Raw genomic sequence first — 23,289 nt, 5'->3', positions numbered from 1 at the left:
ATGTCGCGGCCCGGTGACACCCGTGTGGGGTGGCTGGTGGGAGTGCGTCAGGTGCAAGATGCCGGTGATACCGGCCCACCCCGAATCTGACCCCTGGTCGAATGGGGACGAGCGTTAGCGCCCGCTTCGACGACAGGTCAATCCCTTTCGTGGACGAAGGGCAGAGCTGCACGCTAGAAGAGTCGCACCGGGCATCGTGTACCCCATACATCAGACTGGATGCGACAAAAGGACGGCCCTTCTCAGAATTCCGAGAGGGGCCGTCCGTCTTGTCTTACATCACGTCCGGGTTGTTCTTGATGAACCGGTTGGCCTCATCTTCGCTGATAGCGATAAGACCTCGGGACGTGTGCGCCAGTGCGTTCAGTGCCAGAACCCATGCCTTGCTCAGTTCCGGGTCGCGGCTTCCAGAGAAGTGGAACGCGATACTCACGTAGGGCGACAGCCATATCGACATGCGGCCGTCTCCCTGATCGTGCGGCTTGTTCCAGCTGAGAAAGAAGGTCTCCTGCTTCTTGAGCTTCTGTCCGATCACGAACTGCAGATGGGCCAGCAGTCGATCCTCGAACTCGTACTCTCGTTCACCGTGTTTCAAATACCCCATACACGAAATCTTGGCATTGAAGTGAAACCAGGTAAGGGGTTGACCTGATACAGAATTTGTCGTAAAAGCACGGTGACTATCGCTGGAGTCAGGAGTCGCGGAGGTTTCCCGGATAGGGGGTGTCTGCGGCTTCTGCCCGCGCCAGCGATCCGTCTTTCTCCGTCAGGATCATTCCGGTGTTCGCATTGGCAGACTCGCCAAGGCGCTGCAACCACTCGTCATCAAGGTCCGGCATCTCACTCTCTTCGAAGCTGAACGTCAGTCACGTACTGGGAGCGATCCAGATCGCAGTACGTCCGTCACCCGCGCTTGTCCCGTTCTTCCACGACATGAGGAACGACTCTTCGCGCATGATCTTCTGAACGATCACGACCTGCATGTGAGCGAGCAGACGCTCGTCGAAATGGATCGTGAGTCCGTCGTACCTGATCGAGCCCATGCGTGTCGTCCTTCCATCGGGGGCCTGCGTTCGGCCTGTAGCGTTTTCCACCTTCCAGTAGAGCGGTCCGAGGGAGCGGAGAGGCAGGCCTTGACACGAAATAAGGCATGGGAGAACGACGAAAAGCCCCCTGCAGCGTCCCGAAGGACACCACAGGGGGCTCTGACAGTCGTTGACGCGTTTCACCACCGAATCTACCGAAGAGTAGAAGCAGCGGCAACAAGGGCGCGGAAAGAGATGAATCGCGTATTTCACCCCGGTTTTCATCTATGCGGGATGCTTGGATGATGTCAGTCTCGACCTATGACTATGCCTCCCGCCGGCTGGTACCCCAGCCCTGAAGATCCCGCTACCAAGAAGTACTGGGATGGCTCGCAGTGGCTCGACATTCCCGCACCCGACGTCCAGCCGGCGAAGAACCGTAAGCGACTCTCGAAGCGTTCCATTCTGATTCTGTCGATCGTCGGCGCAATTGTGGTCCTTGGCACTGCTGGCGGTCTCGTTTGGAAGGGCATCGCGGACCAGAAGGAAGAAGAGCGGCTCGCGTTGATCGAGGAACGCGCCCAAGAACGTGAGGCTGAGCGCGCAGAAGCGGCGGAGAAAGCCGCGGAAGAGGAAGCCGCTGCGCAAGAGAAAGTGGACGATGCGCTGCGCGCGATGCGGCAAGACAGCGTGACAGATATCGAAGAATCTGTGAAGGCTATGGCAGAGGGGCACGTTGCCGATGGAGTACTCACCGGCCCCATCCTCTCGGTGAGCTGCAGCCCTATTGGGGGAGGCTCGACTGACGATCTCGACCAGAGCACTACTGTTTTCAAGTGCTTCGCGGCCAACGTCGATAACGGCGACGGGACGATGAACGGCTACACGTACAACTCGACGATGAACTGGGAGACTGGTGAATACACCTATGGCCTCGGTGCGCCGTAAGACGTAAACACGAATAGTGCCCCTCCCCGGCCGTAGCCAGAGAGGGGCACTCTTCACACGGGTCACTGCTTGTCAGCGATCTCCTTCGCGATCTTCTTGACACCGGCAAAATTCGGTTCGAGGCCAGCCTTCCGCAGTTCTTCCTTCGCAATCCGTTCGAGCTGAGACGGGCTCTTCCCTGCGGCACGACGATTGATGCCGTCTTCTGCCTGCTTTGTCTGTTTACTCACCAGTTTGTTGAGAGCTGCTTCACTGATCTTCACTTTCATGATGGGTCCTCCCTGATCATCGATGCCGCGTCGTCGCGACCCTGCAATGGTCTCAGTCGCCACGGACACTTCATCGCCTCTACAACCCAGCTTTTCGATCTTCGCGAGTTTGCTGAGCTGAATAGTCATCGATCTCCTTACTCGCGACGACCCGCATCGTGCCGACCATGCGGTTGTCAGCGTCCACGACCGTCACGTGAGTGGGGACGTGCACCACTTCCCGCTGGCCGCCGCTATTCATCCCGAGCCGTTCACCCGTCTCGAGCCAGATCTGCCGATTCCGGTCCCGCTGTGAAGGCTTACCGCTGATGAATGCTTCCCAGCCCGTTTCCTGCTCCGCGAACTTGATGATCGGCGCACCACCCGAATAGATGCCAGTATCGACACCACCACCGGCGGCGAACTCACGCATCGCGCGCACGTTCTCCTGAATACCGCCATCCGCGTAAGCGACGATGCCACCATTCGCATAGTATTTTTCTGCGATGCCCTCGGGGCTCAGCACGAGAGCGTCCCGAGTGCGTATATCAACCGAGATGGGTGACGGGATCGACCGCAGCTTCGCAATGAAGTTGTCGATCTGCGCCGCAGCCGCATCCGCGTTAGTCGACACATTCGCATTCGTGTTCCCAGGAATCGAGTTCGCGGCGCCCGTCACCCTGTCCAACGCTTCCTGCACCTGAGCCGCAGTAGGGACACGAGACGCCGCCCACGCCTCAGCATCGGCAGCATTCTCACCGAGAGCAACGCGCTGATCGATCAGAGATTGACGAGCAGAATCGAGGATCCCGTTTGCGGTCTCCTGCTCCCCTCCAGCCTCCAGTACCGATGCAGCCCACTCAGTAGCGCCTTGCGCAACATCCAGCATGGCGCTCTGCGTGTTACTTCCAGCCTCGGTGTAGATGTCGAGCGAACCAGCCCCCTCGACCATGATGTCGTTGAGTGCTCTCATCTTCTCTTGCATGTCGATCGCTGCACGGTCGGCATCGATCTGCGCGGACCCGAAGTCGCGGATCAAATCCGCGAGCGTCTCGATCTGCTCCTGCGCGTCCGCCGCGCTAGCGCCGACACCAGCTATCGCATCAGAGTTCTCCTCGCCCGAAGCAGCAGCGTCAGCGTTCGCGTTATCGACGCCGGCCAGTGCCTCCTCATACGCAGGCATCAGATTCGAGACCTCGTCCGTTTCGAACCCCAGAGCCTTCGCTGCGTCCGCGATCTCCTCGAACCTCGCAGCGGCTTCGTCGGCCTTGCCCTCCGAGACCATGCCGGCAAGTGCTTCGCCGAGAGATGCGAACCGCTCCCCGGCGTCCTGCACCTGATCAGCGAGGGCACCACCAGCGACAGCACGGTTCAGCGTTGAGCCGAACCGTTCCATATTGGAGTTGAGCGAGTCTCCGAGAAGCAGTTCGAGAGACTTGTTCAGCGTGTTCGCTTCGTCGCTGAGACCGTCGAACGCGCCGTCGACACCACCAGCGCGCATCATCTTCTCAAGCTGCTCGAGGCCCACCGAAGCGTCACGCCCCGAGCTTGCAAGTCGGTCCAACACCTGCACAGCGGCAAGGCCTCCAGCAACAACGGAGAGGCCTTTACCGATGCCAACGAGCCCGTTGTGGGCTCGTGTCGCGACCGGCGGAAGGTCGCCAAGAGCGGCCTTGTACTCCGCATACTTCGGGACACCCAGCATAAACGCGCCACCCAAAGTGGCGACTGCAGCGGTCACTACCCCAAGAGCCATCGTCGCGCCCTGCAACGGCTTCGGCAAAGACGTGTACGCATCGATCATGCCCGACACCGTCTGCACGATGTCGCGCATCACATCATTCGCGGACGAGCCCGTCTCGATCAGGGCAGTCTCAAGCGCACCGCCAAGCGCTTCAAGATCACCCTTGAGGTTGTCCAACCGGGCAGCGGCGGTCTCCGACGCAAACCCGGAATCATTGACCGCTTCCTCCCACTCCTCAATCCCGTCAGCCCCCTCGGTATAAAGCACCGTCGCAGCACGGATCGCGTCAGACCCAAAGATCGTCTTCAGCGCGGCCTGCTGCTGCTCCACCGAAAGATCCTTCAGAGCGGTCTGCAAATTGCCGGCGAACTCCGACAAGCCGATGAAGTTACCCTGCGAGTCATAGGCACTAATGCCCAACTCCTTCATCGTCTCCGCAGCCTTCTCAGAAGAAGGAGTGAGCGACTGCAACATGCTCTTGAAACTCGTACCAGCGTCAGAACCGAGAAGCCCCTGCGACGCGAACGCGGCCAGGCCAGCGGTCGTCTCCTCGATCGACAACCCGGTCGCGTTCGCAACCATTGCCGACTGGTTCAACGCCTGCGACAGGTCAGTGACATCCCCCATCGCCTTACCCGCGCCAGCGGCAAGAAGGTCCGCGACATGCGCCATATCGGAGCCCTCAAGATTGAAGGTCTTCAACGCGGTCGCCGCAATACCGGCAGCATCAGCAACGCCCAAGCCACCCGCAGCAGCCAGGTCGAGAGCGCCATCAAGTCCGCCGCTCAGAATGTCCGCGGTTGCAACGCCTGCCTTCGAGAGTTCCTCGATCGCGTTCGCCGCCTCCGTCGCACTGAACACGGTTCGTGCTCCAGCGTCCAACGCCGCATCGCGCAGCAGGTCCATGTTGCCGGCAGACTCATGCGTAGCCGCCTGCACATTCGACATCGCCTGATCAAAATCAGCGAACTTCGAAACGGCCATGCCAAGACCAGTAGTGACACCAGCCCCCATCAACAGGGCCGCCTTGCCGACGAGCTCGAAAGACCGCGCCTTCTGCGCCATCTTCTCCGATTCAGTTCCCGTGTCACGGGTCGCCTGAGCCGCGTCCTTCATGGACTGAATGTAGCCCTGCACCTCAGCGCTGATCTTTACCTTCACATTGCGTTCAGCCATCGGAACGCTCCTCTCCCTCAGGTCGCAGCGTCGCCGCGAAGTACAAGAACTGCGAAGCGCGCTTCAATAGCTGCTGGGCCTCGTATGGGGGCATGCGGAACGCTCTCAGGACCGCCCATCGATATGCGCCTTCCGCGATCGCCCACGCCATTAGCTTCGGCTGTCCCGCAACCGCAGTCCATGGCACCATGAAGTCATCACCGCGGAGGATCGCCTCTCCCACCTCAGTGCCGAAGTGCTCGAACTCCCCACGGGGCATCGACGCGCAAGTATCACCTCGCCGCAGCGTGACCGTTTCTGGTCCGCTCGCCGTGAGATCTAAATTGGCGCGGACGATCTGCTCAAACAGTTCGTCATCATTACTCTGAGCCATCTCGGCTCCCTTCATTTAGGTACAAAAAAAGGGAGCCACACTGTGGCTCCCTTAATTGTTGCGCGTCCGACCCGACGCAACATCGATCGCTAGTCGTCTGCCATCACCCGGCCGTCGGCCTCCATCCAGACCTTTCGACCATCGTGAATGATCGTGGCAATGTTCGTGAGGATCGGCTCACCCAAATTGCCATCGTTCTCAATACGAATACGCCGGTCAATCTCGCTCTTGATCTGATCGACACTCTTGCCCTCACGGTCGCGAAGCGCATCGGCAAAGATGCGGTTCGCGTTGTCATGCAGTCCTCGAAGCGCGCTCTGCGCCCTCTCCGACTGAAGCAACTTTGACAACGCATCCTCATTGAATTGGATGTCCATTTTCATGACTTTTGGCCTTCCTCATTCGCGGTGCCGGGAAAGCCACTATCCCACATTTCGCACATATGTTCGAGCAAATCTCGAGAATGCCTCGAACGCCAGTTCGACGCTTTTCTGCCCGAAAGAACAGCAAGCCATTCGAGGTGCCCCCCCCCCCCCAACGATAGCTCTTCCAGGAGGGGCATCGATCGGGCGAACGAAAGCTCCCCGTCCCGCGCCTCTCAACGCACCCTGTGCTTGCCTTCTTAGTCCCACATCGGGTCGCTGCCGAACAGCTCATTCACGAACGCACCCATACTTCCGTCACTCGCAGACGGAGCCTCAACCGTGCGGCCCTCCCGGGGTGCCCTATTACCGCCAGCGAGACGCGGCAGCCCGAAGCTCGCAAACCGCTCTGCTTGCATCCGCAACGTGTCCTCGTCTGTCGCCGTGAGCAGAATGTCACGATCCTCGGCGCTGATACCGAACTCCGAAGCAACCCGCATCCGCAGAGTCTCCAACTGCAACGACGACAACTCCGAAGTCAACGACTGATTGCGTGACTCGAGCTCCTCAGCCGAAACAACCCGAGCCTGCAACTGCTCATACTCAGCCTTCATATTCTTCAGCCGACTCTGCACAATCTCGTTCACCTCAGCCTGCGTAAACGACCTCTCAGCGACCCGAGCCGCCACATCTGCCGGCGACGGTACCGACGAAACTTCCTCAGCCATACTTTTACTCCTTCACTCGATGAATCACAACGCGTCTCAATGTGGGGTTTTCGAGAGCCGCGGTGGGAAAGAAAAAAATCCGGAGAGAGAGGTCGGCAAGCCCCGGAGGCCTTATTGTTTGGCTGCTGGGGGCCACTCCCCCTGGCCCACCAACCTCTCTCTGCTCGTTCAGTTCTCGTTATGCGTAGTTGAGTCCGCGTCCGAACTGGTTTCGTAGTGCTCGCAGCTTTTCGACGTCGCCGACGAGTGCTGCGACTGCGGGATTCTCTTTGGCGAATGCGCGCTGTGCTTCGGTCCAGTGGTTGTCGACTGCTGTCCGGAAGAGTGCGTGTGCGAGTGTTCGGTCGTTGCTGCGCAGTGCGCGTTCCATGAGCTTGAGTGCGCGGTCTCCATCGCTGACGGCTTCGGCCCGGTCCTGGGCGTCGCGGTACGCGATGATGTCGCTGCTGCCGTATCCGACGAAGCCGTCGAGTCGTCGTTCGAGTTCGGCGACCTTGCTCTCGATGATGTCGTTCTCGGTGTTGATCCCGGTTCGGCGCTGAGCCTTGTGGGCTGCCTCCACCTCGGCGGTGCGTTCGGCGCGGCCCTGGTCGCTGAGCTGGGGGTCCTGCTGGATCTCGCGAAGTTCGGCGCTGTAGGTCTTGCTGGCCTGCTTCGCGGTGTCGCGGAGCTGCTTGATCTTCCCTGCGACTTCGATGAGGTCGGGGCTTTCGTCGTTGTGGATGGTGACGCCATCATCGGCGCGGAAGCTCACGCTCATACCGGTGCTGATGCTCATGGTGTTGTTCCTCTCGTGTGTCCCCTTGTGGGAATAGAAAAGCCCCGGCGTTGTGCTCGGGGCTTGATGTTGTGCGGCGGTGTTGCCGCGGTGTTTATCGGGCCTGTTTGGTCCGAAGTTCGGTGAGGTGGTCTGCGATGTCTTTCGCGATACGGAAGGCCTGCTGCTCGGTAAGGATGAGACTTGGCTTGTCGCCGCGCATGATTGCGATGCCGTGTTCTGTGTCGCCGTGCGGTGCTGCGATTTCGGCGAAGCGAATGTTTGCGCTGATCGCGTCCTGCGCGTTCCGTTCGTAGAAGTGGCGTTCGGTCTTGAAGGTCGCTGCGCTCATGCAACGTTGTCCTTTCCTGGTGGGTGGATGTGTATGTGTACGAGTTCGTGGCGTTGGGTGCAGCGGCCGCCGCATCTGAGTGCGTTGAGCTCGGTGAGTGCGGCTTGAGCGAGGGTCGCCGACGACCAGAGCGTGATCGTTGGTGTCCGGCACCATGCGATGACCGCGTACTGTCCTGACCCTTCGACCCAGGCGAGTGTCGGAAACGCGCAGCGGAGGAAGGTCTGCTCGGTCTTGTGCCGCCGCTCGCAGCGGTGGTTGCGGTAGCGCTTCATCGCTTGCTCTCCTCGGGTGCTTGGTGCTCGTGGAGCAGGCGTGCGAGCTCGGAGATGAGTCGTGGGACTTCGGAGTAGTCGACGGCGATTGACGCGCGGGAACCTCCGAAGAGCTTCACGATGTCGTCTTTCGTTCCGTCTGCGTTGCCCCATTCGGCTGCTCGGGCCTGCACGCGGTAGGGCTTGCGTCGGGTGCTGGGTGTTCCCCGTTCCTCTGTTCCCGGATATAGGGTCGGGGAACGGGGAACAGGAACGTTTCCCTCTGCTCCCGGAACGTTCCCGGAACTCTCGTGGAGCCGATCTTGGGTGTTCCCGAGGTCGTTCCTTGTTCCTCTGTTCCCGTGTTCCCCACCCCTATATCGGGGAACGGGGAACAGAGACTCATTTGTAAGCGTCATGCTGCTACCCCTTCCCTCTCTTGCCACATCCGCCAAGCTTCCGATGCTTTGCCGGTTCCCCAAGTGCAGCGGACTTTGATGTCACGAACAGACGAAGGCGGCGGGTTGAGCTTGTCCAACGCGGCAAGCAACTGCTCCCCCGTAGCACCGTCGACCTTGATGCTCTGCTTCGGCCGTTCCCCGTCGACTGCAGGGCGTATCCATGCATTGAGAGCTCCCTCGGTGTCTGTCATCGTGAACCGGCCCACGAGTGGTTCCCGGTCCTTCGCGCAATGTGCCCTGAGGCCGCCGTGCCGGTCTTTCACGAGGGTGATTTCTGCCGATCCCCCGGAGCCTGGAGTGAACGGCTCATCGATCGTGACGCGCAGTAGCGTTCCCGAGATCGCTCGCTTCTTCGCCGCCGTCCCGGTGGCCCCGAATGAGCGGGAGTCGCTGCCCTTCGCCTGGTGGTCGATCAGGACCACCGACGAACCAGCGATCGCGAACGGTTTGATCGCTACTGAGTGGACGCGCGTGAAGTCGTCTGCTGAGTTGCTGTTGGCCCCGTACATCGGGAGCAGCTCGCCAACGGAGTCGATGACGGTGAAGTCGGGACGCCATTGCAGAGCGTCCGCCACCACACCGGCCATTGAGGTGCTGTCATCGGCCTCGGTGTAACGAAACCGTTCGGGGTCAATGAGCGTGGATTCCGGTACCCCGAATGCCCGCAAACGCGACACCGTTGCTGCTGGCCCGTTGTGGTCGAGGTCAACGACCAGGACGCTGCCACCTGTGAACAACACTTCGGATGCCGCAGTGAGTGCGATCCACGTCTTGCCTGACTCCGGGTCACCGATGAGGGAGTTCACCATGCCCTTATAGAAGATCCCCACTTCATCGGTTCGAGAACCGTACTCGGGAGCTGGTGGTTCGACTGGCCCGCGCTCGAGGAGCTCTCGGACGTTGCAGTAGAGGTTGGGGGTAAATCCTGCGGGTTTATGCGGCACGGTCACCGCGCTCAGGTGTTGGGTTGCTTGCATCTTCGACTCCAGCTTCTGGCGGTTCTTGTCCGCCCCGTAATGAGTGCAAATCGGTTAGTTGTGCGGGTTCAGCGAAGAAGGCTGCGTCCCGTTCGTGGAAGTACTTGTCGAGGCGACGTTGATACTCCTCGCGCTGCTCCTTCGGGGTGAAGGTGAGCATGTATGCCGTGTCGAGCTTGTGTTCGTACGACCGCGTGAGTTGGTCGATTTCTGCTTGCCGAGATTTGGCACCGTCGATGTGCCCGAAGAGGTACAGCTGAGACACAGAGGGCGGTAGCTCCCACAGCTTGATTTCGCCTGCTGTGAGGGCCACCGCCCACTGTTCGAGGGTGTTCTCGGTTACTTCGTCAAGACTCCGGCGAAGGGTCATCGTGACCCCGCTTCTGGTCAACGCTTGCGTCTCCTTCTGTCGCAAACGTGGCGATCGCCTTCTTCACGCGGTAGGCGTAGGTCGGGGCGCTGTGCTTCCCGGATTCGAGCAGTTCAATGAACGCCGCAGGGAGGCCCGTCAGGTCGGCCACCTCTCGCACATCGAGGCCGGCTTGCTCACGCTGATTGCGGAGGTCGCCTCCAGAAAGTGAGAGCGTCATGCGCGGTTTCCTTCCATCATGAAACGGACAATCGCCGCGGCCATCCGAGCGATAACACCGTGCGTAGGAGTGAGCCCTCCCGACTCGATGACGCGAATGAATGGCACTGACACATCTGACACAGCCGAGAGTTGCGCGACCGACATACCCGCGGCCTCGCGAAGACCCCGTAGAGCGACGGCCGCATCGGGCGCTGACCCGCTCATCACTGCCCCTCCCCCGCCTTCACGCGGGCTTTAAACTCATCGAACTTCGCCTCGGCGGTGTCGATCGCCCCACGGAGCGTCTGGAAGAACTCGCGAGACTCGTCTGCATCGATCTGCCACGAGATTGAGTCGGAGATGTCGAGCTTGACCACGCCATCCTCAACAACATGGTCAGTGCAGAGGTGACCCGGCTCATCGTCCGTGACGCCTGCTTCCATGTGAAAGCCGTCCTCAACGTGGGATGGGTTGTCGTTCGCATCGCACCAGTCGTAGACGGGACACGGCTGGGGTTCAAACGGTTCGAACACATGCTCCGGGGTCGGAATCAAGTGATCCAGATACCGTGTCAGCGTGCGGTCGATGCGGTCTGCGGCTTCGAGCATCAGCGTGGCCGATGCAGGGCTGATCGTCATCTCCGGGCCGATCTTCTTCCCCGCGCTATTGCGGCGCTCGGTGACCGTCTCTTCCCACGGGAGAGAGTTTTTACGGCAAAACTCCCGAAGCGCTCTGCGGAGGTAGGTCGCCTGAATGAACGGCGAGCCCTTCATGATCCGATCTTCAATGAGTCGGGTATCCATTGCCGCGCTCATGCTGCCACCGCCTTCGTGCTGACGATTTCGCACCACGACGTGACCATGATGATTGCCTCTGCGAACGCTCGTGCTTCCGCAAGAGTGAGGTCGCGGCGGTAGGTCGAGACGGCGTCGACTTCCCACCGGCCGTCTGCCTCATCGAACATCGCGGTCACAGACCAGGCGTCCGTGTACTTCGTGACGCCCGTGTGAAGCGTCGGTGCCGCCTCGTCGTGGGCGTCGAGCTGGCATCCCTGGATCTTGCAAGGTGAGTTGTTCGCCTGTGGCAGGCGTGCCATAATAGACATACTGCGTTCCCCTTTCTAGGGCTTCGTGTGACCCCCGCCGAGAGATTGTTTGGTCGCAATCTCGGTGGGGGTTTTCTTCTGGGTTGGGATCTGGAGCCAGAGTTCTCGTCTCCGGCTAATCTTCGGTTCGAGGCCTTGGATCATCGCTCGGAGTGCGTTTGCGTCCGCTACTCCGTAGAGCCTCTGTCGATTGTCTGTTGAGACGATGAAGGGGCCGCTACCTCGTAAGCAACTTCGCATCGCTGCAGCCTTTGTTGGGTTGGGATGCATCTCTGGGAAGAGCGTCTCTATTGCTCGGAGCGTCTCTCGCTGGAGCTTGTTCGAAGTCGCGTCGCGAGCGATGAACCTGAGTTCGCCTTGCTGGATCGGGACGGGCCTCGCGAACTCCGGATGTGACACGGATTCGGTTGGATCTGTTCTCGTGGTGACGCGGGTCAGCATGTCTCGCAGTGTTTCGCGTTTCACTTTGAACTTGAAGTTCGTGCCGGCTTCGAAGATGCAGAAGTCATCGCTCTTCTGAAGCATCAACTCCGCAGTCTGTTCGAAAGCTCGCCGAATCGTCGCTCCTGCCGTAAGGCCTTCCCATGAGCGCGAAGCATCACGGGGCGGAGTGCCGGGATCGGGGCCGGGGGGTGCCACTAAGGAACCTCCGCGGTGCCATCGCGCTTAGTCGATTCCAACCAAGCGACGACATCGGCCCAATCGTAGACAACGACTTTCGCGCTCGGCTTCATGTACCGCGGACCCTCGCCTTTGAATCGGAGTTGGGCAAGGTTTCCAGTCGTCATGCCGGGAATTCTCGCGGCGACTGCTTTCGGGCTCATGTACCCCTCAAGTTGCAACGGGGCTTCGGGCGCAATTGCGGTGGACATGTGCTCCTCCTTTCTCGAAACGAACTCACTGTTGCAATAACTACAATGCCTTATTCGATTTGGCAGCGCAGGCTTCGTTTACGGCGCGTCGCGGTGATTTCCACATAGAATGCTCCATATGCAGATAGAACGCCCCAGTCAGAACATCGGCAAGCGCATCGCCTTCTACCGCCAGATGAATGGGATGAGCGCGGCCGAGCTCAGCGAGCGAACCTTGGGGGCTATCTCGAAGGGCGTCATCGCGAATATCGAGACAGGGCGAAAGAAGGATCTCACTGTAGACGAACTCATCACCCTGTCTTGGGCGCTCGGCGTGCCACCCGTCGCGATCGCGCTACCGATCGACACCCCGTTCGGGCACGTGAAGATCGCCGAAGGCAAGGATGAAGTGCGAACGGTGAACGTGTCGAACACTGCGCGCTGGTTCGTTGCACCCGCGGTGCCTTTTCAAGCCGACTTCAAATCCGCCATGCAGGACGAGGAGACCGCGGCCGGAGCGCTCGCGACCTCGCGCATCACCGCACTCTTCCGTTGGTGGTCCGACTTCCTGCAGACGTCTAAGCTTCGACGCAAGATCAAGCTGGCCGCTGAGCTGAACGAAGAAACTGAATCCTTCGAAGAACGCTTGAAAGAAGCAGAAGAAGACCTCGCCGTTGATGTCCAGAGAATGATCCTGTACCGCATGGACGTTCGAGACGATGGGTAGCGTCTACCCCTACAACGTGAAGGGGCGGGCGAAGCCGCTCTACCGGATCGTCTACCGCCGCCCTGACCATAAGCAGACCTCGGAGTCGGGCTTCACGCGCAAGAGCGATGCTGAACGGCGTCTCGCTGAAGTTGAAGTGTCGAAACATCGCGGCGAGTAGATCGCACCGGCAGACGGCAAAGCGACGATCGGCGAGTTGGGCCGGAAGTGGCTCGCGGGCAAAGAGTCGAGTCTGAAGGCGTCGAGCTATGCTCCGCTGGAGACCGCGTGGCGCTTATATGTCGAGCCCTTTTGGGGCGACTACCCAGTGTCGAGCATTCGACACTCAGATGTGCAGGCCTGGGTGTCAGGCATCAAGAAAAGCCCCACAGTGGTCATCCGCGCGCACGGCGTTCTGGCTGGCATTCTCGATGTTGCCGGCCGTGATCGGCGCGTCAGCGCAAACGTGGCTCGAGGCGTTGACCTTCCCCGCAAGCAATCGAGCAGAGAACGGCGATACCTGACCCACTCACAGCTGTGGGCGGTGGCGAATAATGCTGGCCGCCGCCGTGTACTCGTGCTCGTGCTGGGATACTGCGGTCTCCGCTGGGGAGAAGCCATCGGGCTCCGTGTGTCTGATCTCAACTTCAAACGTCGACGCATCAGCATCACGCGCAACGCGGTTGAAGTAGGCGGGAAGATCCACGAAGGAACACCGAAGACACACGAAGCGAGGCACGTGTACGTCCCAGCGACGATCTCTGAGCTGCTTGAGTCGCACTGCGAGGGGAAGGGCAAAGACGCGCTTGTGTTCCCGAATCTCTATGGCAATTTCGAGCGCAAGACGTACTTCGACTTGAAGAAATCTACATGGTGGGCGAACGCGCTGAACCGAGCGGGTGCCGAGAAGATGACGATTCACGATCTCCGACACACGGCAGCGTCGTTGGCCGTGTCTGCTGGTGCGAACGTGAAAGCGCTGCAGCGGATGCTTGGGCACGCGAGCGCGGCAATGACGCTCGACGTGTACGCGGACCTGTTCGACAGTGACCTTGAGGACGTTGCGGGCGACCTCGATCAGGCTATCAGCTCGCAAGTTGTTGCGGGAATGTTGCGACCAGAGGCTGTTTTACCCCGTTAATCGTTGCAATTACGCCGACTATAAGCAGTCCCCCCACAGGGATTCGAACCCTGACTGTGCCGATTTTAAGTCGGCTGCCTCTGCCAGTTGGGCTATGGGGGGCGATCCGATTCTCGCAGATGCGGGTGGCCGAACCGCGCCGCACGGCAGGCGCATTTATCCCGAGCCGACGTGCGCAGAAAAGAGTAAGCCCCGCCATTGGGCAGAACGGCGGGGCCTACGGTCTAGGGGCGTCGCGGCGTGCGCGCGACGCGAGGTGCTGGTTCAGGCCGCCCGCGGCGCGTCACAGCGGGGCGGGCGGCCGACGGCACCGGTCGGTTATGCGGCGCCGAGACGCTGGCGCAGCTGCTCGAGCTGCCCGGTCAGGGCGGCGGGGAGGCGATCGCCGAACTGGGCGAAAAACTCCTCCGTGAGGTCGGCCTCCGCGAGCCACGACGCCGCGTCGATGGAGAAGAGCTCCTCGAGGTCGGCCTCGGGCACCTCGATCCCGTCGAGGTTGAGCTCGCCCGCCGCGGGCACGGTGCCGACTGCGGTCTCGCGGCCTTCGACGGAGCCTTCGACGCTGCGAATGATCCAGTCGATGACGCGCGAGTTCTCGCCGAAGCCGGGCCAGAGGAAGCGGCCGTCGGCGCCCTTGCGGAACCAGTTCACCTGGAAGATCTTGGGCGCCTGGTCGCCGAGCTCGCGGCCCATGTCGAGCCAGTGGCCCCAGTAGTCGGCCATGTTGTAGCCGCAGAACGGCAGCATGGCGAAGGGATCGCGACGCAGTTCGCCGACAGTGCCCTCCTGGGCGGCGGTCTTCTCCGAGGAGATGGTCGCGCCGACGAAGACGCCGTGCTCCCACGAGAGCGAGCGGGCCACGAGCGGCACGTTGGTCGCGCGGCGCCCGCCGAAGAGGATGGCGTCGATCGGCACGCCGTTCTGCTCGTACCACTCCTGCGCGAGGGTGGGGGTCTGCTGGATCGGCACGGTGAAGCGGGAGTTCGGGTGCGCGGCCACGCGTCCGCTCTCGGGCGTCCACTCGTTGCCCTGCCAGTCGATGAGGTGGGCGGGCACCTCGTCGGTCTTCCCCTCCCACCACACGTCGCCGTCGTCGGTCAGTGCGACGTTGGTGAAGATGGTGTTGCCCCACAGCGTCTCGACCGCGACCGGGTTCGTCGACTCACCGGTGCCCGGAGCAACGCCGAAGAAGCCCGCCTCGGGGTTGATGGCGTACAGCCGACCGTCGGTGCCGGGGCGCAGCCAGGCGATGTCGTCGCCGATCGTCTCCACCTTCCACCCGGGGATGGTGGGCTGCAGCATGGCGAGGTTCGTCTTGCCGCAGGCCGAGGGGAACGCGGCGGAGAGGTGGTACGCCTTGCCGCTCTCGGTGTTGGTGAGCTTCAGCAGGAGCATGTGCTCGGCGAGCCATCCCTCGTTGCGGCCCATGACGCTCGCGATGCGCAGCGCGAAGCACTTCTTCGAGAGCAGCGCGTTGCCGCCGTAGCCCGAGCCGTACGACCAGACCTCGAGGGTCTCCGGGAAGTGGGTGATGTACTTGGTCGAGTTGCAGGGCCACGCGACGTCGCTCTGCCCGGCCTCGAGCGGCGCACCCACGGAGTGCACGGTGCGCACCCACTCGCTGCCCGGCGTGATGCCGTCAAGCGCAGCCTGACCCATGCGCGTCATGATGCGCATGTTGAGCACGGCGTAGGGCGAGTCCGTGAGCTCGATGCCGAGCTGGGTGATCGCACCGCCCACGGGGCCCATCGAGAACGGGACGACGTACATGGTGCGCCCGCGCATCGATCCTTCGAAGAGCGGCGCCAGCTCGGCCTTCATGGCGTCGGGCGCCATCCAGTTGTTCGTGGGGCCCGCGTCGGCCTCGTCGGCCGAGCAGATGAACGTGCGATCCTCGACGCGCGCGACGTCGTCGGGGTGCGAGCGCGCGAGGAAGCTGCCGGGGCGCAGGTTCTTGTCGAGCGGGATGAGGGTGCCGGCCTCGACCATCTCGCCGGTGATGCGGTTCCACTCCGCCTGCGAGCCGTCGCACCAGACGACCTCGTCGGGCCGCGTGAGCTCGGCGACCTCGGTGACCCAGGCGAGCACCTCTTCGTTGCTCGTGGTCGCATCGGCGCGCACGATCTCGGCGAAGGTCATCTCGGTCTCGATGGTCTGCATGAGTGCCATATCGTTCTCCTCAAGGTCCCGCCGCCCGGCGAAGAAGCGGCGACATCTCCATTGTGAGCGCCCCGTTCACCCCGCATTCATCGTTTGCAGTGGAAAAATCGCCCGAATTTGACATAGAGTCAAAAGATGCACGCTGAACCCGTTCCGGTGACCGCCGGTTTCGACGAATCAGAACTCGACCGACTCATCCTCGGCAAGCGCATCCGATTCTTCCGCACCCGCGCCGGGCTCACCCTGGAGCAGCTGGGCGAGCGCGTGGGCGTGGTCGCGAGCCAGCTGTCGCTCATCGAGAACGGGCGGCGCGAACCGCGGCTCGGCCTGCTCCAGAGCATCTCGCGCGAACTCGGCATCGACGCATCCGAGCTGCTGAAACGCGAGGCGCCGGATCGCCGCAGCATCCTGGAGGTCGAGCTCGAACGGGCGCAGGCGACGTCGACCTACACGCGCCTCGGGCTGCCCCACGTGCGCACGCCGCGCACGCTCCCCGACGACACGCTCGAGGCCCTGGTCGGCCTGCACCGCGAGCTCGCCAGGCGATCCCGCGCCGCCGCGACCACCTCGGAGGAGGCGCGACGCGCGAACACGGCCATCCGCATGCAGATGCAGGAGCGCGACAACTACATTCAGGACATCGAGCTCGTGGCATCCGACCTCATGCGGCGCATCGGCCACACGATCGGCGCGGTGACGCACCGCGAGGTGGCGATGCTCGCGGAGCTGCTGGGCTTCGGCCTCATCTTCGTCGACGACCTGCCGTCGAACACGCGCAGCATCACCGATCTCGAGAACGGCCGCATCTACCTGCCGCCGGCGTCGATCCCGGGCGGGCACGGCCTGCGCTCTCTCGCGCTGCAGGCGATGGCGCACCGCGTGCTCGGCCACTCCGAGCCGGCAAGTTACGCGGAATTTCTCGAGCAGCGCCTCCAGATCAACTACTTCGCGGCCGCCTGCCTGATCCCCGAGGCCGCCGCCGTCGACTTCCTGCAGCAGGCGAAGCGCAACCGCAATCTCGCGATCGAGGATTTCCGCGACGCGTTCGGCGTCACTCACGAGGCCGCCTCGCACCGGTTCACGAATCTCGCGACGCAGCACCTCGGGCTGCGAGCGCACCACTATCGCGCCGACGGGGCGGGCGCCATCGTGCGCGGGTATCAGAACGACGGGCTGCCGTATCCGGCCGACGACACCGGTTCGATCGAGGGCGAGGTGCTGTGCCACAAGTGGGGCGGCCGCACCGCCTTCAACCGCACGAACCGCACGAGCGAGTTCTACCAGTACACCGACACCCCGGCGGGCACGTTCTGGTCGAGCGTGCAGACCGGCGACGCCGAGCAGGGCCCGTTCGCGATCGCCTGCGGGGTCGCCTTCGACGACGCGAAGTGGTTCCGGGGCCGCGACACGACCGAGCGGCAGGTGTCGACGTGTCCGGATCCGGCGTGCTGCCGCACGCCGAGGCCCGAACTGCTGGCGCGCTGGGAGGGCAAGGCGTGGCCGAGCGCCCGCATGCACGCGCACGTGCTCTCCCCGTTGCCGACGGGCACGTTCCCGGGCGTCGACGATACGGAGATGTACCAGTTCCTCGCGAAGCATGCGCCGGAGGCATAGGGCGAAAGCAGAGCTTTCGTCGCTTCCGGCGCGGCGCCCCGCCCCGCCCCGCCCCGCCCCGTCCCGCCCCGCCTTCGCGCTGAGCGGTCAGTTCGGTGCGTTATGCACGCGCATTCTGCACGGATCTGACCTCTCGAGCGGAGGAGCGGAGGAGCGGAGGAGCGGAGGAGCGGGCGAGTAGAGGAGCGGGCGAGCGCAGGAGCGGGCGAACGCGAGAACCCCCGCAGCCGAAGCTGCGGGGGTTTTCGGTGCTGGGCGTCGCTCAGGCCTTGGGGCGCGAGGCGAACTCCTCGAAGATGGCGCGCGGCTGCTGCACGGCCTCGATGTTGACGGTGTCGCGGCCCAGGAAGAAGTGGCCGACCCAGCCGCCGAACACGCGCCACTTGCGCTCCCACGAGGGGATGGCGAGGCCGTGGTAGAAGCGGTGCGCGAGCCACGCGAAGTAGCCCTTGAGCGCGAACTTGCCGGACTGGAAGACGCCGGTGTTGACGCCGAGACCGGCGACGGCGCCCAGGTTCTTGTGGTTGTACTCGGCGATGCCCTCGCCGCGCAGGTCGGCGACGATGTTCTTCGCGAGCAGCTTGCCCTGGCGCACCGCGTGCTGCGCGTTGGGCACGCAGAATCCGCCGGGGCCGGGGGTCGACGAGATGTCGGGCGTCTGCGAGGTGTCGCCGGCGGTCCAGGCGCCCTCGAGCGGCACGCCGTCCTCGGTCGTGATGCGCAGCGACGGGCTGCCGATGACGTGCCCGCGGGGGCCGATCGGCAGATCCGTTCCGCGGAGGAACGGGCGGGGCATGACGCCCGCGGTCCACACGATCAGGTCCGACTCGTAGGTCTCGCCGGTCGAGAGCTCGATCTTGCCGTCGAGCGCCGACGAGAGCTGCGTGTCGAGGTGGATCTGCACGCCGCGGCGGGTCTGATCCTTCACTACCCAGTCGGCGGTCTCCTGCGACACCTCGGGCATGATCCGGCCCATCGCCTCGACGAGGTGGAACACGGTCTCGTCGAACGTGATCTCGGGGTACCGGCGCAGCAGCGCGGTGGTGAACGAGCGGAGCTCGGAGATCGTCTCGATGCCCGCGAAGCCGCCGCCGACGACCGTGACGGTCAGCAGGCGCGCGCGCTCGGCGGAGCCCTTCGGGAGCGTGGCCGCGCGCTCGAAGTTGCCGACGAGGCGATCGCGCACGGCGACGGCCTCCTCGATCGTCTTCATGCCGATCGCGTTGTCGGCGATGCCCGCGATGGGGAACGTGCGCGACACCGAGCCGGTGGTCACGACGATCTGGTCGTACGCGAAGTCGAAGGGCTCCCCCACGTTGGGCGTGATGGTGACCGTCTTCGTCGCGTGCGAGATGCCGGTGACCTTGCCCGCGATGTTGGCGGTGCGGTTCAGGTGGCGACGGCGCGCGACGACCGCGTGACGCGGCTCGATCGAGCCCGAGGCGACCTCGGGGAGGAACGGCAGGTACGCCATGTAGGGCAGCGGATCGACGATCGTGACCTCGGCCTCGCCGGCACGGAGCAGCTTCTCCAGCTTCCATGCGGTGTAGAAGCCGGCATAGCCGCCACCAACGATCAGAATCTTCTTCGCCACGAAGCGATCTCCTTGCAGCAATCAGGGACGGACCCGCATTGCGGGCACAGAAAATAGCGGGCGAAACACCCGTACCGAAAGCTTACCGCGTTTTCCCAGCTCCGATGCACGCGCGGCTGCGGGTCAGCCCCTCCAGCCGCTGCGCTCGAGCGCGAGATCGCCGATCGGGTTGACGCCGGGGCCCGCCGCGAGGGCGTGACCCATGAGTGCGTGGAGGCACTTGACGCGCGTCGGCATGCCTCCCGAGCTGACGCCGGCCACCTCGGGCACCTCGCCCACGCTGTCGCGATCGGCGATGAACTGCTCGTGCGCGCGCCGGTACTGCTCGCGCACGGTCTCGTCCGACGCGAGCAGTTCGTTGAACTCGTTCATCACGCCGGCGGCCTCGAGACGCGACGCAGCAGCGACGGCCTCGGGGTGGCAGAGGTAGTAGAAGGTCGGGAACGGCGAGCCGTCGGGCAGGCGCGGCGCGGTGGCCACGACGGCGGGCGATCCGTCGGCGGCGCGCGCCGCGATGCCGATGACGCCGCGGGCTTCGCGCCCCAGCTGCTCGGAGACCGCCGCGATGTCGGCTTCGGTCGGTGCGGGATAGGGCGGGCGGGTCATTGCGGGGTCTCCTCGGCGGGGGCTGGGGGCGACTCGGGATCGGCCGGATCGGTCGACGGGTCGGTGGGTGCTGGGTCGGCTCCGGTGGGAGCGTCGGCGGGCGGCGCGTCCGTGGTGCCCGCGCTGAGGAACGACGCCGAGAGGTTGCGCGCCCAGTTGGTCGGGATGCGCGAGAGTTCGGGATCGGGCTCCTCGTCCGATTCGATCGGCATGACGATGTCGTCGATCACGTTCACCTGGGTCTCCCCCGGCATCACGTAGAACAGCCGGTCGCGCGCCTGCGACCGCACGTAGACGGGATCCTTCCACTTCGCCCGCTCGGCGTCGATCTCGTTGACGGCCTCCTGGCTCTGCCGCACGCTCTCGCGCAACTCGGCGATCTCGCGCCGCTGCTGCACGAACGTCGACAGGCTGGGGCTCACGATCGCGATGCCGGCGAGCACCAGAACGACGACGACCACGGTGAAGCCGCTGAAGCGCAGGCTCGACGCCCACGTTCCGACGTCGTCGATCCAGCCCTTCACCGTGTCGTCGCCTCTGCCGGGTGCGCGGGTCAGGCGGTGAAGCGCGGGAAGGCGCCGCGGCCGGCGTAGCGCGCGGCGCCGCCGAGCTCTTCCTCGATGCGGAGCAGCTGGTTGTACTTCGCGACGCGATCGGAACGTGCGGGCGCACCGGTCTTGATCTGGCCGCAGTCGGTGGCCACGGCGAGGTCGGCGATCGTCACGTCCTCGGTCTCGCCCGAGCGGTGCGACATGACCGCGGTGTACCCCGCGCGCTGCGCGAGCTGCACGGCGTCGAACGTCTCGGTGAGGGTGCCGATCTGGTTCACCTTGACGAGCAGCGAGTTCGCGACGCCCTTCGCGATGCCGTCGGCGAGGCGCTCCGGGTTGGTGACGAAGAGATCGTCGCCGACGAGCTGCACGCGCGCACCGAGTTCGTCGGTGAGGTGCTTCCACCCCTCCCAATCGCTCTCGTCGAGCGGATCCTCGATCGACACGAGCGGGTAGCGGTCGAGCAGATCCGCGTAGTACGCGGTCATCTCGGCGGCCGTGCGCGCCTGCCCCTCGAACTGGTATAGGCCGTCCTGGTGGAACTCGGAGGACGCCACGTCGAGCGCGACGGCGACGTCTCGCCCCGGCTCGAGACCGGCGCGGCGGATGGCCTCGACGATCAGGTCGAGCGCCTCGGCGTTGGTCGGGAGGTCGGGGGCGAAGCCGCCCTCGTCGCCCAGGCCCGTGGAGAGGTTCTTCTCGTTGAGGAGCGCCTTGAGGGCGTGGTAGACCTCGACGCCCCAGCGCAGGCCCTCGGAGAAGGTCTCGGCGCCGAGCGGCACCGCCATGAACTCCTGGATGTCGACGCCGGTGTCGGCGTGCGCCCCGCCGTTGATGATGTTCATGAGCGGCACCGGAAGGGTGCTCGCGTTCGGGCCGCCCAGGTAGCGGTAGAGGGGCAGCTCGGCGGAGGCCGCGGCCGCGTGCGCGACCGCGAGGCTGACGCCGAGGATCGAGTTCGCGCCGACGCGCTGCTTGTTCGGCGTGCCGTCGACGTCGCGGAGCACCTGGTCGATGACCCGCTGGTCGTCGGCCGCGAAGCCCTCGATCGCGGGGGCGAGCTCGTCGAACACCGCGTCGACGGCCTTCGTGACGCCCTTGCCCAGGTAGCGATCCTTGTCGCCGTCGCGCAGCTCGTAGGCCTCGAACGCCCCGGTGGAGGCTCCCGACGGCACCGCGGCGCGGCCGACGGAGTCGTCGGTCAGGCCGACCTCGACCTCGACGGTCGGGTTGCCACGCGAATCGAGAATCTCTCGGGCGATCACTGCGTCGATAAATGCCACTATGCGCTCCTTGAAGGGGTCGGCTGCCGGGGTGAAGCATGGGCGGGCGGAGCCGCCGCATCCCAGTCTAGAGCACCGGAGCCTCGGTACTCCGGGGTGCGACGGCGGCTCTCGGCGGCGCCCGGCCGCGCCTCGGGGGCACCCCTCGGCGGCGCTCGGCGGCCCTCAGAGCCTCGGCTTCGGTGAGAGATTCGGCGTCGGTGCGGCCGGTTCGGGCGCTCGGGTCTCACCGAGGCCGGATCTCGCACGGAGCACGGCCAGTCAACTGACGCGGCCGGTCAACCGCCGCCGCCCAGCCGACGCGGCCGGTCGACCGCCGCCGCGCCGACCTCAGTCAGCGAGATCGCGGAACTCGAGCGCGTCGGCGTCGCGCACACCGGCGCGCACGTTCGCGACGCGCGCGAACCCCTCGCCGGCGATGCGGGCGAGCAGCGTCTTCATGTTCTTCTGCCGCTTCTCGAGGCGCACGCGGTGGCCGCGGTCGACGAGGGCGCGCTTCAGCGCGAGCAGATCCGCCAGCTCGACGTCGGCGTCGGCGATGAGCGCCACCGCCTCCGGTCCCGTCGACTCGGGCAGGGTCAGCAGGTCGACGACGCGCTCGAAGCCGATCGAGAAGCCGACGGCGGGCACGTCCTGCCCCAGGAAGCGGCCGACCATGCCGTCGTACCGGCCGCCGCCGCCAACGGAGCTGCCCGAGCCCGGGTGCGCCACCTCGAAGATCGTTCCGGTGTAGTAGCCCATGCCGCGCACGAGCGTCGGATCGAAGCGCACGGCCACTCCCGCGGGCAGGCCGCCCTCGAGCGCCTCGCCCAGGGCGACGAGGTTCGCGACGCCGTCTTCGGCGGCCCCCTCGGGCAGCACCCCCGCGATCGCCTCGCGGGTGAGCGGGATCCCGACCCCGGCGCCGTCGGCGCCGAGCGCCGGCTCGACCACCGCCAGCACCGCGCCGATGCGCTCGGCGGCATCGCCGTCGATCTCGCGCAGCTCCTCGACGACGCCGGCCGCGCCGATCTTGTCGAGCTTGTCGATCGTGATGAGGGCGCGGTCGTGCGTCTCCGGCGCGAAGCCGCAGTGCGCGAGCAGACCGAACAGGATGCGGCGGTCGTTGACGCGGATCACGCAGCCGTCGAGTCCGAGCGCGGCGAGCGCCTGCGAGGTCGCGGTGATGAGCTCGATCTCGGCCAGCAGGCCGGCCTCGCCGATGATGTCGATGTCGGCCTGCACGAACTGGCGGTACCGCCCCTTCTGGGGCCGCTCCGCCCGCCAGACCGGCGCGATCTGGATCGAGCGGAACACCGGCGGCAGCTCGGCGCGGTGCGAGGCGAAGAAGCGGGTGAGCGGGACCGTCAGGTCGAAGCGCAGCCCCAGGTCGGCCAGCTGCTCCGCGGCGCCGGCCTCCGCGGCTGCGGCGAGCGCCTCGGGCCTGATGCCGCGCTTCAGGATCGAGAAGCTGAGCTTCTCGTTGTCGCCGCCGAGCCCCGCGTGCAGCCGCGCGTAGTCCTCGACCACCGGGGTCTCGATCTCATCGAAACCGTGCGAGCGGTACACGCTCCTGATGATCCCCAGCGCGTGCTCGCGACGCGCCTTGTCAGCGGGGAGGAAATCGCGCATGCCGCGCGGCGGGTTCACGGGTTGGGCCATGGTTCACCATTCTTCCACGGCCTTCGCTCCCCCGCCGCGCGACCGGATCCGCGCGACCGGG

Annotated in this window: 30 protein-coding genes and 1 tRNA gene; 5 read left to right on the top strand and 26 right to left on the bottom strand. The window is 64.3% G+C overall.

What is annotated here, in order from left to right:
* Window positions 1–274: 274 nt before the first annotated feature.
* From BLT44_RS14345 to BLT44_RS16010, 3 genes are all read right to left on the bottom strand, one after another.
* Complete coding sequence (locus tag BLT44_RS14345) at window positions 275–604, bottom strand: DUF7882 family protein (protein WP_010156529.1); 330 nt, start codon at window positions 602–604, stop codon at window positions 275–277.
* Window positions 605–692: 88 nt separating this feature from the next.
* Window positions 693–839, bottom strand: coding sequence for a hypothetical protein (locus BLT44_RS16015; protein WP_231291538.1), 147 nt, complete (start codon window positions 837–839; stop codon window positions 693–695).
* Between the two features lie 27 nt (window positions 840–866).
* The gene (locus tag BLT44_RS16010) at window positions 867–1,043 is read right to left on the bottom strand and encodes a DUF7882 family protein (protein ID WP_010156528.1); all 177 of its coding nucleotides are present in this window, start codon (window positions 1,041–1,043) and stop codon (window positions 867–869) included.
* A 303-nt stretch (window positions 1,044–1,346) separates the two neighbouring features.
* Between BLT44_RS16010 and BLT44_RS14335 the strand changes: the two genes are divergently transcribed.
* Window positions 1,347–1,973 (top strand): DUF2510 domain-containing protein, encoded by a 627-nt coding sequence (locus BLT44_RS14335; protein WP_010156527.1) that lies wholly within the window; start codon window positions 1,347–1,349, stop codon window positions 1,971–1,973.
* A 62-nt stretch (window positions 1,974–2,035) separates the two neighbouring features.
* Here BLT44_RS14335 and BLT44_RS15460 read toward each other — a convergent pair whose 3' ends face one another.
* From BLT44_RS15460 to BLT44_RS14275, 16 genes are all read right to left on the bottom strand, one after another.
* A complete protein-coding gene (locus BLT44_RS15460; RefSeq protein WP_143026172.1) occupies window positions 2,036–2,371 on the bottom strand; it encodes a hypothetical protein in 336 nt (111 codons plus the stop codon).
* Window positions 2,322–5,141 carry a phage tail tape measure protein gene (locus tag BLT44_RS14330; RefSeq protein ID WP_010156526.1) on the bottom strand — a complete coding sequence of 940 codons (2,820 nt, stop codon included), beginning with the start codon at window positions 5,139–5,141 and terminating at the stop codon, window positions 2,322–2,324. Before BLT44_RS14330 ends, BLT44_RS15460 begins: the two co-directional genes overlap by 50 nt.
* Window positions 5,134–5,514 carry a hypothetical protein gene (locus BLT44_RS14325; RefSeq protein WP_010156525.1) on the bottom strand — a complete coding sequence of 127 codons (381 nt, stop codon included), beginning with the start codon at window positions 5,512–5,514 and terminating at the stop codon, window positions 5,134–5,136. Before BLT44_RS14325 ends, BLT44_RS14330 begins: the two co-directional genes overlap by 8 nt.
* An 89-nt stretch (window positions 5,515–5,603) precedes the next feature.
* Window positions 5,604–5,897 (bottom strand): hypothetical protein, encoded by a 294-nt coding sequence (locus BLT44_RS14320; RefSeq protein ID WP_010156524.1) that lies wholly within the window; start codon window positions 5,895–5,897, stop codon window positions 5,604–5,606.
* 239 nt (window positions 5,898–6,136) lie between these two features.
* Window positions 6,137–6,604, bottom strand: a complete 468-nt coding sequence (locus BLT44_RS14315) for a hypothetical protein (RefSeq protein ID WP_010156523.1) — start codon at window positions 6,602–6,604, stop codon at window positions 6,137–6,139.
* Between the two features lie 178 nt (window positions 6,605–6,782).
* A complete protein-coding gene (locus BLT44_RS14310; protein ID WP_010156522.1) occupies window positions 6,783–7,382 on the bottom strand; it encodes a hypothetical protein in 600 nt (199 codons plus the stop codon).
* 94 nt (window positions 7,383–7,476) lie between these two features.
* Entirely contained in the window at window positions 7,477–7,713 is a 237-nt protein-coding gene (locus BLT44_RS14305; protein ID WP_010156520.1) for a hypothetical protein, read from the bottom strand.
* Window positions 7,710–7,988, bottom strand: a complete 279-nt coding sequence (locus tag BLT44_RS15455) for a hypothetical protein (RefSeq protein ID WP_143026171.1) — start codon at window positions 7,986–7,988, stop codon at window positions 7,710–7,712. Before BLT44_RS15455 ends, BLT44_RS14305 begins: the two co-directional genes overlap by 4 nt.
* A 394-nt stretch (window positions 7,989–8,382) precedes the next feature.
* Window positions 8,383–9,405 (bottom strand): AAA family ATPase, encoded by a 1,023-nt coding sequence (locus tag BLT44_RS14300; RefSeq protein WP_231291536.1) that lies wholly within the window; start codon window positions 9,403–9,405, stop codon window positions 8,383–8,385.
* Window positions 9,362–9,775, bottom strand: a complete 414-nt coding sequence (locus tag BLT44_RS15450; protein WP_143026170.1) for a hypothetical protein — start codon at window positions 9,773–9,775, stop codon at window positions 9,362–9,364. The genes BLT44_RS14300 and BLT44_RS15450 overlap by 44 nt, the downstream gene beginning before the upstream one ends.
* The gene (locus BLT44_RS14295; RefSeq protein WP_010156518.1) at window positions 9,753–9,995 is read right to left on the bottom strand and encodes a helix-turn-helix domain-containing protein; all 243 of its coding nucleotides are present in this window, start codon (window positions 9,993–9,995) and stop codon (window positions 9,753–9,755) included. The genes BLT44_RS15450 and BLT44_RS14295 overlap by 23 nt, the downstream gene beginning before the upstream one ends.
* Window positions 9,992–10,201 (bottom strand): helix-turn-helix domain-containing protein, encoded by a 210-nt coding sequence (locus BLT44_RS16200; RefSeq protein ID WP_143026169.1) that lies wholly within the window; start codon window positions 10,199–10,201, stop codon window positions 9,992–9,994. The genes BLT44_RS14295 and BLT44_RS16200 overlap by 4 nt, the downstream gene beginning before the upstream one ends.
* Entirely contained in the window at window positions 10,201–10,791 is a 591-nt protein-coding gene (locus BLT44_RS14285; protein ID WP_029608243.1) for a hypothetical protein, read from the bottom strand. Before BLT44_RS14285 ends, BLT44_RS16200 begins: the two co-directional genes overlap by 1 nt.
* Entirely contained in the window at window positions 10,788–11,072 is a 285-nt protein-coding gene (locus tag BLT44_RS14280) for a hypothetical protein (protein ID WP_010156516.1), read from the bottom strand. The genes BLT44_RS14285 and BLT44_RS14280 overlap by 4 nt, the downstream gene beginning before the upstream one ends.
* A 24-nt stretch (window positions 11,073–11,096) precedes the next feature.
* Entirely contained in the window at window positions 11,097–11,609 is a 513-nt protein-coding gene (locus BLT44_RS15445; protein WP_143026168.1) for a hypothetical protein, read from the bottom strand.
* 110 nt (window positions 11,610–11,719) lie between these two features.
* Window positions 11,720–11,953, bottom strand: coding sequence for a helix-turn-helix transcriptional regulator (locus BLT44_RS14275; protein WP_074690434.1), 234 nt, complete (start codon window positions 11,951–11,953; stop codon window positions 11,720–11,722).
* A 118-nt stretch (window positions 11,954–12,071) separates the two neighbouring features.
* Between BLT44_RS14275 and BLT44_RS14270 the strand changes: the two genes are divergently transcribed.
* The 3 genes from BLT44_RS14270 to BLT44_RS14265 are packed head-to-tail and all read left to right on the top strand — an operon-like array spanning window position 12,072 to window position 13,779.
* The gene (locus BLT44_RS14270) at window positions 12,072–12,659 is read left to right on the top strand and encodes a helix-turn-helix domain-containing protein (RefSeq protein ID WP_010156515.1); all 588 of its coding nucleotides are present in this window, start codon (window positions 12,072–12,074) and stop codon (window positions 12,657–12,659) included.
* Entirely contained in the window at window positions 12,652–12,819 is a 168-nt protein-coding gene (locus BLT44_RS16120; RefSeq protein WP_331270914.1) for a hypothetical protein, read from the top strand. The genes BLT44_RS14270 and BLT44_RS16120 overlap by 8 nt, the downstream gene beginning before the upstream one ends.
* Window positions 12,820–12,855: 36 nt before the next feature.
* On the top strand, window positions 12,856–13,779 hold the full coding sequence (locus BLT44_RS14265) for a tyrosine-type recombinase/integrase (protein WP_331270913.1): 924 nt from the start codon (window positions 12,856–12,858) through the stop codon (window positions 13,777–13,779).
* 28 nt (window positions 13,780–13,807) lie between these two features.
* Here the strand turns inward: BLT44_RS14265 and BLT44_RS14260 are convergent.
* A tRNA-Leu gene (locus tag BLT44_RS14260) sits at window positions 13,808–13,881 on the bottom strand.
* A 216-nt stretch (window positions 13,882–14,097) separates the two neighbouring features.
* Window positions 14,098–15,948 (bottom strand): phosphoenolpyruvate carboxykinase (GTP), encoded by a 1,851-nt coding sequence (locus tag BLT44_RS14255; protein WP_010156513.1) that lies wholly within the window; start codon window positions 15,946–15,948, stop codon window positions 14,098–14,100.
* A 126-nt stretch (window positions 15,949–16,074) separates the two neighbouring features.
* Here BLT44_RS14255 and BLT44_RS14250 point away from each other — a divergent pair, with 126 nt between their 5' ends.
* A complete protein-coding gene (locus tag BLT44_RS14250) occupies window positions 16,075–17,553 on the top strand; it encodes a helix-turn-helix domain-containing protein (protein WP_010156512.1) in 1,479 nt (492 codons plus the stop codon).
* 262 nt (window positions 17,554–17,815) lie between these two features.
* On the opposite strand, the gene BLT44_RS14245 is transcribed toward BLT44_RS14250, so the two are convergent.
* The 5 genes from BLT44_RS14245 to hisS all read right to left on the bottom strand — a co-directional run bounded on the left by BLT44_RS14245 (window position 17,816) and on the right by hisS (window position 23,228).
* The gene (locus BLT44_RS14245; protein ID WP_010156511.1) at window positions 17,816–19,147 is read right to left on the bottom strand and encodes an NAD(P)/FAD-dependent oxidoreductase; all 1,332 of its coding nucleotides are present in this window, start codon (window positions 19,145–19,147) and stop codon (window positions 17,816–17,818) included.
* Window positions 19,148–19,270: 123 nt separating this feature from the next.
* Complete coding sequence (locus tag BLT44_RS14240) at window positions 19,271–19,753, bottom strand: DUF501 domain-containing protein (protein ID WP_010156510.1); 483 nt, start codon at window positions 19,751–19,753, stop codon at window positions 19,271–19,273.
* On the bottom strand, window positions 19,750–20,277 hold the full coding sequence (locus BLT44_RS14235; protein ID WP_010156509.1) for an FtsB family cell division protein: 528 nt from the start codon (window positions 20,275–20,277) through the stop codon (window positions 19,750–19,752). The genes BLT44_RS14240 and BLT44_RS14235 overlap by 4 nt, the downstream gene beginning before the upstream one ends.
* Before the next feature lie 29 nt (window positions 20,278–20,306).
* Window positions 20,307–21,587: a phosphopyruvate hydratase gene (eno, locus tag BLT44_RS14230; protein WP_010156508.1), complete on the bottom strand. Its 1,281-nt coding sequence runs from the start codon at window positions 21,585–21,587 to the stop codon at window positions 20,307–20,309.
* A gap of 330 nt (window positions 21,588–21,917) precedes the next feature.
* Window positions 21,918–23,228 (bottom strand): histidine--tRNA ligase, encoded by a 1,311-nt coding sequence (hisS, locus tag BLT44_RS14225; protein WP_010156507.1) that lies wholly within the window; start codon window positions 23,226–23,228, stop codon window positions 21,918–21,920.
* Window positions 23,229–23,289 lie beyond the last annotated feature (61 nt).

The sequence above is a fragment of the Leucobacter chromiiresistens genome (assembly GCF_900102345.1).
Lineage (GTDB): Bacteria > Actinomycetota > Actinomycetes > Actinomycetales > Microbacteriaceae > Leucobacter > Leucobacter chromiiresistens.
This window is presented reverse-complemented; position numbering and strand designations above follow the sequence as displayed.

Excerpts from the sequence above, each read along its gene's own strand:
- BLT44_RS14320 (WP_010156524.1), bottom strand. The coding sequence starts at position 5,897 with ATGAAAATGGACATCCAATTCAATGAGGATGCGTTGTCAAAGTTGCTT.
- BLT44_RS14255 (WP_010156513.1), bottom strand. The coding sequence starts at position 15,948 with ATGGCACTCATGCAGACCATCGAGACCGAGATGACCTTCGCCGAGATC.
- BLT44_RS14305 (WP_010156520.1), bottom strand. The coding sequence starts at position 7,713 with ATGAGCGCAGCGACCTTCAAGACCGAACGCCACTTCTACGAACGGAAC.
- BLT44_RS14280 (WP_010156516.1), bottom strand. The coding sequence starts at position 11,072 with ATGGCACGCCTGCCACAGGCGAACAACTCACCTTGCAAGATCCAGGGA.
- BLT44_RS15460 (WP_143026172.1), bottom strand. The coding sequence starts at position 2,371 with ATGACTATTCAGCTCAGCAAACTCGCGAAGATCGAAAAGCTGGGTTGT.
- BLT44_RS14275 (WP_074690434.1), bottom strand. The coding sequence starts at position 11,953 with ATGTCCACCGCAATTGCGCCCGAAGCCCCGTTGCAACTTGAGGGGTAC.
- BLT44_RS14295 (WP_010156518.1), bottom strand. The coding sequence starts at position 9,995 with ATGACGCTCTCACTTTCTGGAGGCGACCTCCGCAATCAGCGTGAGCAA.
- BLT44_RS15450 (WP_143026170.1), bottom strand. The coding sequence starts at position 9,775 with ATGACCCTTCGCCGGAGTCTTGACGAAGTAACCGAGAACACCCTCGAA.
- hisS (WP_010156507.1), bottom strand. The coding sequence starts at position 23,228 with ATGGCCCAACCCGTGAACCCGCCGCGCGGCATGCGCGATTTCCTCCCC.
- BLT44_RS14345 (WP_010156529.1), bottom strand. The coding sequence starts at position 604 with ATGGGGTATTTGAAACACGGTGAACGAGAGTACGAGTTCGAGGATCGA.
- BLT44_RS14325 (WP_010156525.1), bottom strand. The coding sequence starts at position 5,514 with ATGGCTCAGAGTAATGATGACGAACTGTTTGAGCAGATCGTCCGCGCC.
- BLT44_RS14315 (WP_010156523.1), bottom strand. The coding sequence starts at position 6,604 with ATGGCTGAGGAAGTTTCGTCGGTACCGTCGCCGGCAGATGTGGCGGCT.
- BLT44_RS14270 (WP_010156515.1), top strand. The coding sequence starts at position 12,072 with ATGCAGATAGAACGCCCCAGTCAGAACATCGGCAAGCGCATCGCCTTC.
- BLT44_RS14300 (WP_231291536.1), bottom strand. The coding sequence starts at position 9,405 with ATGCAAGCAACCCAACACCTGAGCGCGGTGACCGTGCCGCATAAACCC.
- BLT44_RS16015 (WP_231291538.1), bottom strand. The coding sequence starts at position 839 with ATGCCGGACCTTGATGACGAGTGGTTGCAGCGCCTTGGCGAGTCTGCC.
- BLT44_RS14250 (WP_010156512.1), top strand. The coding sequence starts at position 16,075 with ATGCACGCTGAACCCGTTCCGGTGACCGCCGGTTTCGACGAATCAGAA.
- BLT44_RS14330 (WP_010156526.1), bottom strand. The coding sequence starts at position 5,141 with ATGGCTGAACGCAATGTGAAGGTAAAGATCAGCGCTGAGGTGCAGGGC.
- BLT44_RS14240 (WP_010156510.1), bottom strand. The coding sequence starts at position 19,753 with ATGACCCGCCCGCCCTATCCCGCACCGACCGAAGCCGACATCGCGGCG.
- BLT44_RS14310 (WP_010156522.1), bottom strand. The coding sequence starts at position 7,382 with ATGAGCATCAGCACCGGTATGAGCGTGAGCTTCCGCGCCGATGATGGC.
- BLT44_RS16120 (WP_331270914.1), top strand. The coding sequence starts at position 12,652 with ATGGGTAGCGTCTACCCCTACAACGTGAAGGGGCGGGCGAAGCCGCTC.
- BLT44_RS14335 (WP_010156527.1), top strand. The coding sequence starts at position 1,347 with ATGACTATGCCTCCCGCCGGCTGGTACCCCAGCCCTGAAGATCCCGCT.
- BLT44_RS16010 (WP_010156528.1), bottom strand. The coding sequence starts at position 1,043 with ATGGGCTCGATCAGGTACGACGGACTCACGATCCATTTCGACGAGCGT.
- BLT44_RS14285 (WP_029608243.1), bottom strand. The coding sequence starts at position 10,791 with ATGAGCGCGGCAATGGATACCCGACTCATTGAAGATCGGATCATGAAG.
- BLT44_RS15455 (WP_143026171.1), bottom strand. The coding sequence starts at position 7,988 with ATGAAGCGCTACCGCAACCACCGCTGCGAGCGGCGGCACAAGACCGAG.
- BLT44_RS16200 (WP_143026169.1), bottom strand. The coding sequence starts at position 10,201 with ATGAGCGGGTCAGCGCCCGATGCGGCCGTCGCTCTACGGGGTCTTCGC.